This is a genomic window from Microbacterium sp. AC215 (assembly GCF_979258645.1).
In genome coordinates this window covers 956,532-971,056 of the sequence record NZ_OZ409869.1, presented here as the reverse complement: position 1 = coordinate 971,056, position 14,525 = coordinate 956,532, and the positions used below count along the sequence as shown (strand labels likewise).

The following is a 14,525-nucleotide window of genomic DNA, read 5'->3' as shown; positions in this document are numbered from 1 at the left end:
GGCACGGGGCCCGCCCCGACGGGGGTCAGCCGACCTTCTTGACCGTGTATCGGAACACGTCCGTGCGGAGCACGTCTCCTGACGTCTTCACGACCTTGATCGTGTGCTCGCCGTCCTTCAGCCCGGTCGCCTCGAACAGGGTCTGATTCGAGACGCGCGACTCGGCGTGGGTGTCGACGCTCTTCACCTTCTTGCCGTCGATGTACACATCGACGGCTCCCTGGTCGGGTGCCTTCGGGCCGAGCCACGCGACGCCCGTCCCGCGGAACGTGAACGACACGGAGTCGCCGTCGGCCGTGGTGGCGTGGACATCGTCGAGATGGTCTCCGGTGAACGCGAAGTCCAGCGTCGCGTCTCCCACCGGGAGCGCGGCGAGGTACGACGACTTCAGTGTGACCGTCGATCCCGACAGCGTGTAGTCGGCGTCGCGCTCGAGCGGCTCACCGCCGAGGCTGATCGAGGAGAGCTCGCTCGGGTCGCGCAGCACATCGACCGTCACGTCGGCGGGAGCGGCCTTGTTGAACGCACCCGAGGTCGTGCTCAGCTGGCTGTCGAGAGTGACGACGAGCTTGTCGAGCAGCATGAAGGATCCGGACTTCTTGACCACCCGCAGGGTGTGGCTTCCGCTCGCGAGATCGGCGACGGCGTAGACCACCTGCTGGGAGAGGCGCCCGTCGGCCGCGGGCAGCGAGGTGTCGACGGTCTCGACCAGCTGTCCGTCGAGGTAGACCTCGACCTCGCCCTGCGATTCGTGCTTCTCGGTGACGTACTGGATCCCGGTTCCCTGGAACGTGTACTCGAAGGCCGCTCCGTTCGTCTCGACATAGTGGACGTCGTCGCCGTGGTCGCCCAGCCCGCGGTTGTTGCTGTCGCCCCAGGACCCGCTGTAGCCGATGCGTGAATCGTCGTCGTTCAGGGTCACTGTCAGCCCGGTGGCGGGCGGTTCGGGCGTGCCTCCACCCGGGGTGTCGGACACCGCGACGGTGAAGGGCTGCGATGTCGCAGGCACCTCGTTGCCGTCGTTGCGCACCCACGCCCCGTCGTAGCCGACCCGCAGCGAGTCGTCGTTGACGGTGAGTGCCGCCTGCTTCGCGGGCGTCACCTTCAGCAGGCGCACGCCGTGGATCGGCACGCTCTCGGCGGTGAAGCCCTCCGCTTCCGATCCCAGGTTCTTGCCGGCCCAGAGATCGCGGACCTTCGCGGAGCCGTCGAGTCCGATGTCGGACCAGTCGACCGTGATGTCGGCGTCTGCACGGCCCAGGTTGTACAGCGCCACGGTGTAGGTGCCATCCGGGTTCAGTGCGTACCAGACCTGCTGCTTCGTGGCCGTCGAGACGGGGCGAGCGGGCACGCCTGCCTGGTTCACGGCGATGACCTCACGGTTGGTGATCAGCTCGAGCCCGTACTCGTCGAGGTTCGTCAGATCGTTGCCCAGGTACATCGGCGCCGCGGAGGTCGCCCAGAGCGTCGTCGCGGTGCGGCGTTCGTCGCGCGTGAGGCCGTCCATCTTCCCGTTGCCCACGTTGAGGGAGTCGAGGTCGTTCCAGCCTGCGGGCCCGGCGTGGCGCCACCAGTCCGAGAGCCTCGGGAACAGGCGAGCGACGTTCTCCCAGGTGGTCAGGGCCTCATCGCCGCAGTAGCATTCGACGTCCCAGTCGATGCGCCAGCCGTCTGCATACTGCTTCCAGTAGTCCGCGTAGTCGATGTCGACGGCCCAGGAGAGCTCGAACCAGATGTCGTTGCGGTCGAGCGCCCGAGACCAGGCGGCGACCTCCTCGCGGGCGTCCATCGACAGGTCGCTGATTCCGGAGCCGGGGGTGACGCTGTCGAACTTGATGAAGTCGACTCCCCATTCGCCGAGCAGATCGGCGATCGAGTCGATGTACTTCTCGGTGCAGGGGTTGTCGAAGTCGAGTCGGTACCCATAGCCCCAGTAGTCGCCCTGCTGGAGAGGCTGCTTGAGCAGATTCTCGGTCGTGCAGCCGGGAGCGCCGTAGATCGGGAGCGCCTTCTGCGCCGTCTCGAGGCTCATCCCGGGAATCAGATACAGACCCACCTTCTGGCCGTTGTCGTGCACGTGGTCGATCACCGCGTCCAGCCCGTCGGGGAACAGCGTCGTGCTGGGAATGGGGCGTCCGTACTCGTCCTGGCCCCCGTTCCAGCCGGCGTCGATGTTGATGTAGTCGTAGCCGTAATCCTGGAGCTTGTCATGCATGGCATCCGACTGAGCCATGATCTGATCGGCGGTGATCCACTGGCCCCCTTCGTACACCTGCATGCTGTAGCTGCTCCAGCCCATGTAGGGGGCGGCTGATCGGTTCGAGATGCCGTCTTCGGTCTCGTCCGCAGGCGTGCGCGTCGCATCCACCGGTGGATCCTGCTCCGGGTCGCTCGGGGGAGCAGGTTCCGGTGCCGGCTCTTCAGTCGGTGCCGGCTCTTCGGTCGGGGCCGGGTCTTCCGTCGGCGCGGGAGCCGTCGTCGGCGTCGTCTCCGGCGCCGGAGTCGGTTCCGGTGTCGCCTCGGTGGCCCAGCTCGCGCCAGGTGCCAGAGCGAGGACGATCGCTGTCGCGGCGAGTGCCGCGGTCAACGAGGCCGCTCTCCTTCTCTGTCGGTGTGCGTTCATTGCTTTCCTCTCGTTCGACTGCTCTGTCGGGGGATGGGAAGGAGGTGTGACCGTCAGTCGTCTGCGCGCCTGATCTCGATGAGCATCGCCTGCTGCGGATTGAGCGTCGGCAGGGGGACGCCGGCGGTGACGAGGACGGACCCCGGCATCTCGACCGGAGCGGCGACGGCGGCCGTCACCCACTCGGGGTCTCCGCCGTGTCTGCTCGACGCGCCGAGATCCTCGCGGATCCGGACGGTGTACGGCGCAGCGGCATCCAGTCCGGGAAAACGCACCCGACCGGACTGGCCCGATGCCGATGTCGTGAACCGGCTCCAGGTGAACAGCGCTTCGGATGCGTCTCGGGCCACGATTCCCGAGAGTGATGTCGCGGGATCCGCGAGGTCCGCGTTGACGACGCGACCGCTGTGCAGCAGGTCGCGGAATTCGCGGTACATCGCGGTCCAGCGGGCGATCGCCGCCAGCTCGCCGTCGTCGACGACGGTGAGGTCCTGCTCGATGCCCGCGTGCGCGGTCAGCGACGTCGCCAGACGGAACGACAGATCGGTGGTGCGGGCGGTGGTGTGCGATCGCGCGGAGCCGAGGTGGGAGCCGATGAGTTCGGGAGGGACGAGGCTGCGCGTCCACCGCTCGATCTGGACGCGTTCGACCGGATCGTTGCAGTCCGAAGCCCAGACACGATCGGTGCGGTCGAGGATCCCGAGGTCGATGCGTCCGCCGCCGCCCGAGCAGGTCTCGATCTCGAGCCCCGGGTGCCTCGACCGCAGCTCGTCGAGCAGGCGGTAGAGCGCGGCCGTCTGCCGGTGCACGCTGGGCCTGTCCCCATCGCCGCTGCGACTGACCGCTTCGAGAAGATCGCGGTTGTGATCCCATTTCAGGTAATCGATGGAGTGCTCGCGCACGAGAGCGTCGAGACGCGCGAGAAGGTAGTCGTACGCCTCGGGGCGCGCGATGTCGAGAACGTGCTGCGACCGGGATTCCGGGCCGAGGCCCTCGGCCGGACCCAGTACCCAGTCCGGGTGGGCGCGCGCGAGATCGGAGTCGAGATTGATCATCTCGGGCTCGAACCAGAGACCGAACTGCATGCCCTGAGCACGCACGACATCGACGAGGGGCCCGAGTCCGTCCGGCCACACCTCATCGTCGACGAACCAGTCGCCCAGGCCGGCATCCGCTTCGCGGCGTCCGCGGAACCAGCCGTCGTCGAGCACGATGCGCTCGACCCCCACCTCCGCCGCACGCTCGATCAGCGCGGTGAGGCGCTCGAGGTCGTGGTCGAAGTAGACCGCCTCCCAGGTGTTGAGCACCAGGGGTCGCGGCGAGCGCGGATGCGTCGCACGCGCGCGCAGGCGCCGGTGGAGTCGGTCGCTGATGGCGTCGAGTCCGCTGTCGGACCAGAGGAACAGCGCGGTCGGTGCGTCGTAGCGGTCGCCGTCTTCGAGGATGATCTCGCCCGGGTGGAGCTCCTCACCGGCTCCGATGACCGAACTGAACACGCCGGCGCCCTCGGGAAGGCGCTCGGCGAGGTACTGCTGTTCACCGCTCCACGCGAGGTGCACGGCCCAGATCTCTCCGTGCCTGAAGCCGAATCCGCCGGTTCCGGCCGCGAGCAGGAAGGGCGAGTCGTGTCCCGGCTTGCCGCGGTGCGCGGCGCGACGGTGGGTGCCGAAGCCGAAGGGCGAACGCTGCGGGGAGCGCTCGCGGCACCACTTCCCGGTGAAGTCGAGGATCTCGGTCGCGCGCTCGGGGAGCGGAAGCAGCGACAGCACGGCGCCCACCGTGTAGGGGGTCCGGCCGATGCGCGGACTGAGGGCGGCGTCGCGTGCGAGGGACATGTCGACCGCGAGAACTCCGTGCGGGTCGAGGTGATATGCGAGTTCGGTGCGGATGCCGCTGATCGTGTCGTCGAACCGGAGCACGATGCGCCCGCCGACGCCGTCGGACGGGATCTCGACATCGTGTCCCACGAGTCGAGGTCGGGGGTCGTGGCGCGTCCGCTCGCGTGACCGGAGAGAGCCGCGGTTCCCGACCAGCCCTCGTACTCGGTGGGCAGCGCGGAGAAGGCACGCGGGATGTCGGGGGAGTTGTTCAGCTTGGCGGGCCCGGCGGTGAGGGCGAGCGCCGAGACGGCCGCGGGATCGAGGGCTCCGAGGTCCGCGCCCCAGTGCAGCACACGGGGGATCGGGTCGGAGATCTGGACGATGAAGGCGGCACCAGCGGCGCGGAGTGCGACGACGGTGTCTGCACGGGAAGTCATGGGATGAGACCCTCCGGTAGTTACTTGACAACGTCAATAAATCACGTTTGAGATGGACGTGCAAGCGATCCCTCGAAATCGCCGACCGGAAATCGAGCGTTTACTTTTTCGGCTCGGCGTGATTTTATTACGACGTAAAGTAATCCTGCCCTGGGAGGGCGATCATGAAGCTCAGTGCTGAGCACGCACCACCGGTCGAGATCTCGCCGCCGAGTCCTCGACGCACCGACGCACGTTCGCGATTCGTCCGCAGCCTGCGCCGCTACTGGCAGCTGTACCTGCTGCTGCTCCTGCCCGTCATCTGGTTCATCGTGTTCCGATACGTGCCGATGGCCAACGCGGTCATCGCGTTCAAGAACTACAACCCCATCGACGGCGTGTGGGGGAGTCCCTGGGTGGGAATCGACAACTTCACCGCACTCTTCCGCAACCCGGTGTTCCCCAAGCTCATCGGCAACACGTTCATCCTCGCGGTCTACACCCTCATCGCGAGCTTCCCGCTGCCGATCATCCTCGCGATCCTGCTCAACGAGGTCCGACTGCGGTTCTTCACCCGCACGGTCCAGCTCGTCACGTACGCGCCGTACTTCATCTCCACCGTCGTGATCGTGTCGATGACGATCCTGCTGCTGTCTCCACGCGTGGGCATCCTGGGCCGGACGCTGAGCTTCTTCGGCGCAGGTCAGGTCGATCTGCTGGCGAGCGCCGACTTCTTCCGGCACATCTATGTGGCGACAGACATCTGGACGACCACCGGGTACTCCGCGGTCATCTACCTCGCCGCCCTCGCGTCCGTGGACACCTCCCTCTACGAGGCCGCCAAGATCGACGGCGCATCACGGCTGCAGAAGATCTGGTACGTCGACCTGCCGTCCCTGCTGCCGACAGCGACGATCATCCTGATCCTCGGGGTCGGCAACATCATGGCGATCGGGTTCGAGAAGGCGTTCCTCCTGCAGAACGCGCTGAACCTCTCGACGTCGGAGATCATCCCGACGTACGTCTACAAGACCGGCATCCTGAACGCCAACTTCAGCCTCGGAGCCACCATCGGACTCTTCAACGCCGTCATCAGCCTCGTGCTCCTGCTCGTCGTCAACGGCATATCCAAGCGAGTGACAGGAAGTGGGCTGTGGTGAGCACCGTGATCAGAGAGCAGCCCCTGCTCACCGAGGAGATCGTCGTCGGATCGGCCTCAGGGCGCGGCCGCCGCCGACGGGACCCCCTGGCCTCCGGGGTGAAGGTGAAGGAGACCAGAGCGGATCGCGTCTTCGTGATCGCCGCCTACCTGCTGCTGACGGTCTTCCTGCTCGTCGTGCTCCTGCCGCTGCTGAACATCGTCGCCAGCTCGTTCTCCAGCCCTCAGGCGGTGTCATCCGGCCGGGTGCTGTTCTGGCCCGTCGACTTCACCCTCCGTGGGTACACCGAAGCTCTCAACAACCCCGCGATCCTCCGCGGATTCGGCAACTCGGTGTTCTACACCGTGGTCGGCACGATCATCAGCGTCGCCGGGACGGTCGCCATCGCGTATCCGCTGTCCCGGGCGAACCTGTTCGGGCGCAAGACCCTCACCGGCGGCGTCGTCTTCACGATGCTGTTCTCCGGCGGAGTGATCCCGATGTACATCGTCGTCCAGTCGCTCGGCCTGCTCGACACCCGATGGTCGATGCTCCTCCCGAACGCGATCGGCGTCTGGCAGGTGATCATCGCGATGGTCTACTTCCGTTCGTCGATCCCCGACGAGGTCTACGAGGCGGCACAGCTCGACGGTGCGAGCGAACTCCGCATCCTCTGGACCATCGTGCTGCCGCTCGCCAAGCCGCTGCTCGCGGTCATCGCGCTGATGTACGCGATCATGCAGTGGAACTCGTACTTCGACGCGCTGCTCTATCTGCGCGACGCCGACCTGCAGCCGCTGCAGCTCGTGCTGCGAGGCATCCTCATCCTCAACGACGGCGGAGGCGGCGGTGACCTGGCCGCCCAGCTCGAACGTCGAGAGCTCGCCGACCTGCTCAAGTACTCGACCGTCATCATCGCCACCGTGCCGATGCTGATCGTGTACCCGTTCGTCGCGAAGCACTTCAGCAAGGGGATCATGGTCGGCGCCGTCAAGGGCTGACCACTCCTCTCACAGACCCACCACACCCACCCGCACACCTGAACCGGTCAAAGGAGATTCCGGCAATGACACACCGCATCACACGAGGCGCGATCGCGGCGGTCACCGTCGTCGCGACGGGACTGGCGCTCGCCGCCTGCACCCCGGCGAGCGACGACAACGGCCAGCTCGTCGCATTCGGCCCGCAGGGCGAGAACGGCTCGCTCAAGGACAATCTGTTCACCCAGGAGGTCGAGAAGAAGTTCGACATCGACTTCGACTGGCAGACCACGACCTACGACGGCAGCGTCGCGGGGGAGAAGCGACAGATCTCGCTCGCCAGCGGCGACTACCCCGACGCGTACTTCCTCGTGCCGTGGGTCGACGGATTCTCGCGCAATGAGATCCTCAAGTACGGGCAGCAGGGGGTGCTCGTGCCCCTCGAAGACCTCATCGACGACTACGCCCCCAACCTCGCCGAGCGATTCGAGGAGAAGCCCGATTGGAAGCAGTCGGTCACCGCGCCTGACGGCCACATCTACGCGATCACCCAGTGGAGCGAGTGCTTCCACTGCAGCTACCCGTCGAAGCTCTGGATGAACACGACCTGGCTCGACGCCCTGGGACTCGAGCAGCCGACCACCACCGAGGAGCTGCGCACGGTGCTGCGCGCCTTCAAGGACGGCGACCCGAACGGCAACGGCGCCGCCGACGAGGTGCCGCTGAGCGGCTCGGCGTCGGAGCCGATCATCAACTATCTGATGAACGCCTTCACCTATGCGCCGGTCGGCGGACCCTCGAGCCCGCCGCCTCTCGTGCTCGACGGCGATGAGGTCGCGCTGAACGCCACCTCGGACAGCTGGCGGGCGGGGCTGGAGTACATCACGTCGCTGGCGCAGGAAGGGCTGCTCGACACCGGGGCGTTCACGCAGAACGGCGACGCCCTCAAGGCGCTCGGAGACAGCGGGGACGCGCAGATCCTCGGCTCCGCCGTCACGCTGCACCCGTACGTGTTCGTCTCGGCGGACTCTCCTGACGGACGTGACAAGAACTACGACGCGGTCGCGCCGATCGCGGGTCCGGACGGCACTCAGCTCGCCACGTGGCGGTCGCCGGTGAATCCGGTGGGCACGTTCGCGCTGACCAACAAGTCGACCGAGGACGAGCGCATCGAGGCCATCAAGCTGCTCGACTACCTCGCGACGGACGAGGGCCAGATCCGCGCGTCGATGGGACCGGAGGGGGAGGCGTGGGTGCCCGCGGTCGACGGCGACCTCGCGCTCGACCCCGAGCTCGAGCCGACATTCCGTCCCATCACGTATGACGAGACCTCCAACGCCGCGTGGCGTTCGATGTCGCAGTACTGGGACTCGCTGGAGTTCCGCAACGCCCAGGTCGTGCCGGAGGACATCTACACGCCCGACGGATACGAGCGACGTCTGCTCTACGCGACGCAGGAGTACGAGCCCTTCCAGCCCGACGAGAGCGTGATCTTCCCGATCGAGAAGCTGTGGCCCGACCTCGAGACCTCGGCCGAGCTCGCGGAGCTGCAGACGAACATCGCCACCTACATCACGCAGGCCCAGGCGGAGTTCGTCACGGGGCAGCGCGACATCACGGACGACGGCGCGTGGGACGCGTACGTCGCCGACATCGAGGGCCTCGGGCTCGCACGCTACCTGGAGCTGCTGCAGACCGCGTACGACGCACTCTGATCGACACGGGATGCGCGGGGCGGATCATCCGTCCCGCGCATCTCTGCGCTGCGGACCGTGGCGGGCTGGGCGCGAGAAGGGGACGGATGCCGATGGCATCCGTCCCCTTCTCTTCCGCTCGTCCCGAACGGTCAGCGCACGAGCGACTGGATGGCGGCGGCGGATGCGCCTCGCGCCCAGTCCTCGAAGGTGTGCGGACGGGTCAGGATGCGGCAGCGCGCCGCAGCGCCGAACGCGTGCGCCTCGAACGCGTCGTGCAGGGTCTTCTCGAACAGGTCGAAGTCCGAGACGCCCTCGCCGCCGATGATGACGACCTCGGGACCGGTGAGGTTCACGAGGGTGGCGATGGCCGTGCCGATGAGGCGGGCGGCTTCGCGGAACGCGGCGTCGGCGTCGGCGTCTCCGGCGTGGGCGAGAGCCACGGCTTCATCGATCGCGACCGGCCGGCCGAGGGCACCGGAGACCGCCGCCTCGATCGCTCCGGTCGAGGCGGCGGCCTCGACGCAGCCGCGACGCCCGCACGGGCAGACGAGTGCCGGATCGGCGAGCGGCAGGTGCCCGATCTCGCCCGCGACACCGAACGCGCCGCTCACGACCTCTCCGTTGAGGTGCAGTCCGCTGCCGATCCCGCGTCCGATGGTGACGATCGCGAACGAGGCGGTGCCGAGCCCGACACCGAACCAGTGCTCTCCGATCGTCAGCGCGTGCACGTCGTTCTCGAGCGTGACGGGCCAGGGGAGGCGCTCCTGGAGCAGGTCGCCGAGCGGCACGTCCGCCCACCCCATGATGTTCGACTCGCGCACGATCCCGGTGATGCTGTCGACGTCACCCGACACCGACACTCCGACTCCCGCGATGGCCGACGCGCTCTCGCCGAGCTCGGCCGCGAGCGCGGCGACGACGTCGGAGATGGCGTCGATGACGGTGTGCGGATCGTCGGCGGGAAGCGCACGACGGGTGCTGGCGAGCACGGTCGTGGCGAGATCGGTCGCGACGGCGATGATCTCGTCGACGTTGACCTTGACGCCGATCATGACCATCGACTCGAGGACGATGGAGACGGGGCTCACCGGGCGTCCGGGGGTGCCGTCGCGGTGCGAGGCGGGCGGCGCGTCGACGAGGCCGGCCGCGACGAGCGGGGCCACCGCCTTCGTGACGGCGGCCTGGGAGAGCCCCGTCTGGCGGGCGATGTCGATCCGGCTGATGGGACTGCGCGTCAGGATCGTCTCGAAGACCCGTGATCCCGCGTCGGACGCCGAGCGGATCAGGGTGGTTCGCGCTGCGGTGTCGTGGTCCATCAGGTCCTTCGTGTCGTGTCGGCTATCGTAGCGAATCCGCCGTGAGGCGGTCGGCTGTGCAGGCCCAGGTGCTCGGCCGCGAACTCCAGGGCGTTCTCCTCGTCGAGGTCTCCGCCGGCCTCGTGCCCGTTGTACGGCCACAGGACCACGGTCTTATGGCCGCCGTACGCGGCGAATGCGGGCAGCACGGTCTCGGGCGGCGCGATGCCGTCGAGGAGCCCCGTGCTCAGCAGAGCCGGGGCCGTCGCACGCTTCGCGTGGTTGATCCCGTCGAAATATCGGAGCGTCTCGAGAGCCGCTGCGACGTCGCCGCGTCTATCCGCGAAGTACTGCGTGAGCAAGGTGTACGGGTGCTCGGTGCTCAGCGTGGCGGCCCGGTCGAGTTCACAGAGGAAGGGTGCCTGCACGATCGCGACGGCGAGGTCGGGGACCAGGCCGGCGATCGCCAGCGCGATCCCGCCTCCCTGGCTCGCGCCCACCGCACCCACGCGATCCGCGTCGACGACGTCGACGGCACGGAGCGCGTCGACGGCTCGCACGGCATCCGCATACACCCTGCGGTAGTAGTACTCCTGAGGCGAGCGGATGCCGCGGGTGAGGAATCCGCCGGCGGACGGACCGCCGTCGGCATGATCGTCATCGGTGTCGCCGTGTCCCTGCCCCCGCGCGTCCACCACCAAGTGCGCGTAGCCCGCGGCAGCCCACCGCAGATCGCGCAGAGCATGACCTCGGCCGTTACCGTAGCCGAAGAACTGCACGAGCCCGGGGAGGGGCTCCGTGGCAGCGTGCGGCACGCGCAGCCAGGCGTGGATCGGTGTTCCGCCGTACCCGCGGAACGACACGTCGTACACGTCTATCTGGGTGAGACGCGTGGGCAGCGGGGTCACGGAGAGGTCGAGCGGAAAGCTCCGAGTGCGAGCGATCGTGTCCGCCCAGAAGGCATCGAAGTCATCAGGCTCGGTCTGCGTGGTGGGGGCGACGACATCACGCACCTCACCGCGCACGGGACTCCTCCTGGTCGGCCGACGCGGAGAAGAGAAGATCATGATCGGCGAAATCGATCCGAGCGCCCGGCGGCACAGCGATGATCGCCTCCCGCTCGCCGTTCGAGACGGAGACCTCCCTGTCGCGCTCGCCGGGGTTGCGGAGAGCACCCGAGATCACCCGCCCGTCCGCCCAGGCGAGGTCGAGCACGAGGCCCGGACGCACGGCGATGCCCTGGACGTCTCCGTGGGGCCAGGATGCGGGGAGCGCGGGAAGCAGACGCACTGTGCGGCCGTGGCTCTGCACGAGCATCTCGGTGATCGCGGCGGGGAATCCGAGGTTGCCGTCGATCTGGAAGGGCGGATGCGTGCTGAAGAGGTTGGGGAGCAGGCCTCCCCACTCCGAGCCGTCGACGGGCCCGTGCCGCGTGGCGTCGCCGTCGAACGGCGTCAGCGCCTCCTCGAGCAGCGACGCGGCGATGTCGCCCTGCCGTGCCCTGGCACGCAGTGCCACCTTCCACGCCCACGACCAGCCCATGGCTCCCGGCCCGCGTGCGTCGATGAGCGCCACAGACGCCTCGAACAGCTCCGGAGTCCGCTCGGGCGTCACCTGGTCGAGCGGGAAGAGTCCGACCACGGGGGAGAGGTGCCGGTGCAGCGGTTCATGCTCGTCGACCTCTTCGGACCATTCGAGCAGTCGGCCGTCGGAGCCGACGCGCAACGGAGCGAGGGCTGCCAGCGCCTCGCGCACCTCGGCTTCCAGTGCGTCGTCGATGCCGAGTCGGCGGATCGCGACGAGCGCGCGCTCGAAGAGCGAGCCGATGAGGCTGAGATCCGACGTCGCGGTCAGGCCGAGCGGCGTCGGCAGACCGTCGGCGGCCACATAGGAGTTCTCGGGGGCCGTCGACGGCGAGGTGTGCAGGTGCCCGTCGGGGCCCGGAGTCAGCCAGTCGAGGCAGAACTCCACCGCGCCCCGCATCAGCGGCCAGATGCGAGCGCGGAGCAGCTCATCGTCGCCACCGAACTCGTACGCGTCCCAGAGGTTGTGGGTGAGCCAGACTCCGCCCATCATCCAGATCGCCCAGCTCGCCGCCCCGTGCCCGTCGCCGACCGGCAGGCTCCACCCCCAGACGTCGCTGTTGTGATGCGCCACCCATCCGCGTGTTCCGTACAGCTCCCTGGCGGTGTCGGTGCCCGTGCGGGCGAGGCGCTCGACGAGGGAGATCAACGGCTCGAGGACATCAGGATCGAGCAGCATCGGCGCCGCCCAGTAGTTCATCTCGGTGTTGATGTTGATCGTGTAGTTCGACGACCAGGCCGGTTGCAGCTGGTCGTTCCAGATCCCCTGGAGATTGGCCGCAGGGCTGCCGGCACGAGAGCTCGACGCGAGGAGGTACATCCCGAATTCGGCGGCGACCGTCGCGCGGAGCAGGGGGTCGGAGCCGCGGAGAACGTCGCTATCGACGCTCCACTCGCCCTCACGCCGACTGCCGATCGCGAATCGCGCCCGAGTCATGCGGCGCCGGTCGGCGACGTGTTCGGCGAGGAGAGACGAGGCGTCGCGCTGAGCCGCGGCCTCCGTCCTCTCTCGTGCGCGATCCCGGATCGCCTCGCGTGAGGCGATCCGCCAGTCCCCGTCGGCGTCGGCCCACCACGACCCGGCGCGCGACGAAGTGGACAGGGCGATCAGCAGGCGGCGGGCATGGCGGACGACGATGCGATCGTCGTGGCGACCCACTTCGCCATCCGAGTCGAGGGAGACGGCGACGGCCGCGTAGGCGTCGAACTCGGCATCGTCGTCGGCATAGCGCAGGGCGTCGACGGAGTCCTCGTGCAGCGGGGCGCCGTCGATCGGAACCTGCACATCCAGCACGAGCGCGTCGGACGCGTCGACGACGCGACCGCGGAGCGGGGTGGACAGCTCGATGGTGGTCTCGAACTCGTCGTCCGAGGTGAGCTCGATGATCAGGGCGTGAGCCGGAGCCGAGACCCAGGACCGTCGCGTCACTCGACCGGCGGGGGTGCGCAGTGACTCGACGAGGGTCGCCCTGTCGAGATCGAGGATGCGAGCGGGGGTGGTCTCATCCGATCGAGCGTCCGCCACGCGCACGAGCAGATCGGCGAGAGGGAGGAACTCCTGCGAGTAGGGGCCCTCGAACGCCATCAGCAGCTCCTCCGCCCGGCGCACGTCGGCGGCTGCGAGGGCCTCACGGACGACCGCGAGCCGTTCGGGACCGGCACCCCCGTCACGCACCTTCTGCAGTGCACGCGCGGGGCCGTCGGGCGTTCCCGACCAGATCGTCGAGTCGTTCAGCTGATAGTGGCCGTCGGAGCCGCCGAACGCCATCGCGCCGATGCGGCCGTTGCCGAGGGGCGTCGCCTCCTCCCAGCGGGTGGCGGGGGCGTCCCAGGTGAGGCGCAGGGTGTCGGTCATCGCACTCCGGTGTGTTCGATCGATCTCGATGTCACCGTCAGCGTAGGCGGCATTAATTGCCGCTGTCAAGTAACCCGACCGCCCTGCGCCTGACCAGGTCAGAACTGCAGGAGAACCTTGCCCACCCGGCCCGCGGTGTTGCTCGCGCGGACTGCCTCGGCGGCATCCGCCGCATCGAAGACGCCGGCGACGGGCAGGGTCAGCGTGCCGTCGCTGACGCGCTGGATCAGTTCGCCGAACAGGGCGCCGCGCGTGCCGGCATCCATTGTCTGGATCACCTTGCTGCCCCAGAAGCCCTTGACGGTCGCCTGCTTGAAGATGACATCGCCCGAGGCGATCTCCATCGTGGGGGAGTTCATGGCACCGAACGCGACGAGAGTGCCGCCCTCGCCGAGGAGCGACAGGACGTCGCCGGCCGACGAGCCGCCCACCGAGTCGATGCCGAAGGCGACGTGCGCGCCACCGGTGATCGCGGCGACCTGCTCGCGCCAGTCGTCCGCATCCGTGGAGACCACGTTCTCGATGCCCTGATCGCGCAGTTCATCGACACCGGCCGAGCGCCGGACGAGCCCGATGACGTTGACGCCACGAGCGGCGCCGAGCTGTGCCAGCATGCGACCGACCGCGCCGTTCGCCGCGTTCTGGACGATCCAGTCGCCCTTCTCGGCGCCCAGGAAGTGCAGCAGGCTGATGGTGCTGAACGGCATCGACACGAGCTGCGCGGCGCTCTCGTCGCTGAGCGACTCCGGCACGGGGATGAGGCCCGCGGCGTTCGCGACGACGTACTCCGCCCAGGCGCCGAAGGTGCCGCCCGTCGCGACGCGCTGACCGACGGAGAGATCGTCGACACCCTCGCCGAGAGCATCCACGATTCCCAGAGCCTCGGTGCCCGAAGCTGCCGGGAGCTCCGGCTTGAAGCCGTAGGTGCCGCGGATCGTCCACAGGTCGTGGTTGTGGATGGGGGAGAGGACGATCTTCAGTCGGACCTGGCCGGGGCCGGGCTCCGGCGTCGGACGCTCGGTGACGGTGAGGACCTCTTCGGGTTCGCCGAAGGTCTCGTGGGTGAGGGCGCGCATGATGTTCTCCTTGTGGGATCGGTCGTGGTGGAGGTCGAGCG

At 68.2% G+C, this 14,525-nt stretch carries 9 protein-coding genes; 3 read left to right on the top strand and 6 right to left on the bottom strand.

Annotated elements, in window-relative coordinates; translation table 11 throughout:
* Positions 1-25 precede the first annotated feature (25 nt).
* Together ACZZZF_RS04980 and ACZZZF_RS04975 are read right to left on the bottom strand one after the other, a co-directional pair.
* Positions 26-2,587 carry a X2-like carbohydrate binding domain-containing protein gene (locus ACZZZF_RS04980; RefSeq protein WP_463497352.1) on the bottom strand — a complete coding sequence of 854 codons (2,562 nt, stop codon included), beginning with the start codon at positions 2,585-2,587 and terminating at the stop codon, positions 26-28.
* An 89-nt stretch (positions 2,588-2,676) separates the two neighbouring features.
* On the bottom strand, positions 2,677-4,590 hold the full coding sequence (locus tag ACZZZF_RS04975; protein ID WP_463497349.1) for an alpha-galactosidase: 1,914 nt from the start codon (positions 4,588-4,590) through the stop codon (positions 2,677-2,679).
* A 454-nt stretch (positions 4,591-5,044) separates the two neighbouring features.
* On the opposite strand from ACZZZF_RS04975, the gene ACZZZF_RS04970 reads away from it, so the two are divergent.
* From ACZZZF_RS04970 to ACZZZF_RS04960, 3 genes are all read left to right on the top strand, one after another.
* Positions 5,045-6,019 (top strand): ABC transporter permease, encoded by a 975-nt coding sequence (locus ACZZZF_RS04970; protein WP_463497346.1) that lies wholly within the window; start codon positions 5,045-5,047, stop codon positions 6,017-6,019.
* Complete coding sequence (locus ACZZZF_RS04965; RefSeq protein ID WP_463497343.1) at positions 6,016-6,999, top strand: carbohydrate ABC transporter permease; 984 nt, start codon at positions 6,016-6,018, stop codon at positions 6,997-6,999. Before ACZZZF_RS04970 ends, ACZZZF_RS04965 begins: the two co-directional genes overlap by 4 nt.
* Before the next feature lie 65 nt (positions 7,000-7,064).
* Positions 7,065-8,693 carry an extracellular solute-binding protein gene (locus ACZZZF_RS04960; protein ID WP_463497341.1) on the top strand — a complete coding sequence of 543 codons (1,629 nt, stop codon included), beginning with the start codon at positions 7,065-7,067 and terminating at the stop codon, positions 8,691-8,693.
* Between the two features lie 131 nt (positions 8,694-8,824).
* On the opposite strand, the gene ACZZZF_RS04955 is transcribed toward ACZZZF_RS04960, so the two are convergent.
* The 4 genes from ACZZZF_RS04955 to ACZZZF_RS04940 form a co-directional block, all read right to left on the bottom strand.
* A complete protein-coding gene (locus ACZZZF_RS04955) occupies positions 8,825-9,991 on the bottom strand; it encodes an ROK family transcriptional regulator (protein WP_083569309.1) in 1,167 nt (388 codons plus the stop codon).
* Entirely contained in the window at positions 9,991-10,995 is a 1,005-nt protein-coding gene (locus ACZZZF_RS04950) for an acetylxylan esterase (RefSeq protein ID WP_463497338.1), read from the bottom strand. The genes ACZZZF_RS04955 and ACZZZF_RS04950 overlap by 1 nt, the downstream gene beginning before the upstream one ends.
* Positions 10,985-13,408 (bottom strand): glycosyl hydrolase family 95 catalytic domain-containing protein, encoded by a 2,424-nt coding sequence (locus ACZZZF_RS04945; RefSeq protein ID WP_463497336.1) that lies wholly within the window; start codon positions 13,406-13,408, stop codon positions 10,985-10,987. Before ACZZZF_RS04945 ends, ACZZZF_RS04950 begins: the two co-directional genes overlap by 11 nt.
* A 98-nt stretch (positions 13,409-13,506) precedes the next feature.
* Complete coding sequence (locus tag ACZZZF_RS04940; RefSeq protein ID WP_463497333.1) at positions 13,507-14,484, bottom strand: zinc-binding dehydrogenase; 978 nt, start codon at positions 14,482-14,484, stop codon at positions 13,507-13,509.
* Positions 14,485-14,525 lie beyond the last annotated feature (41 nt).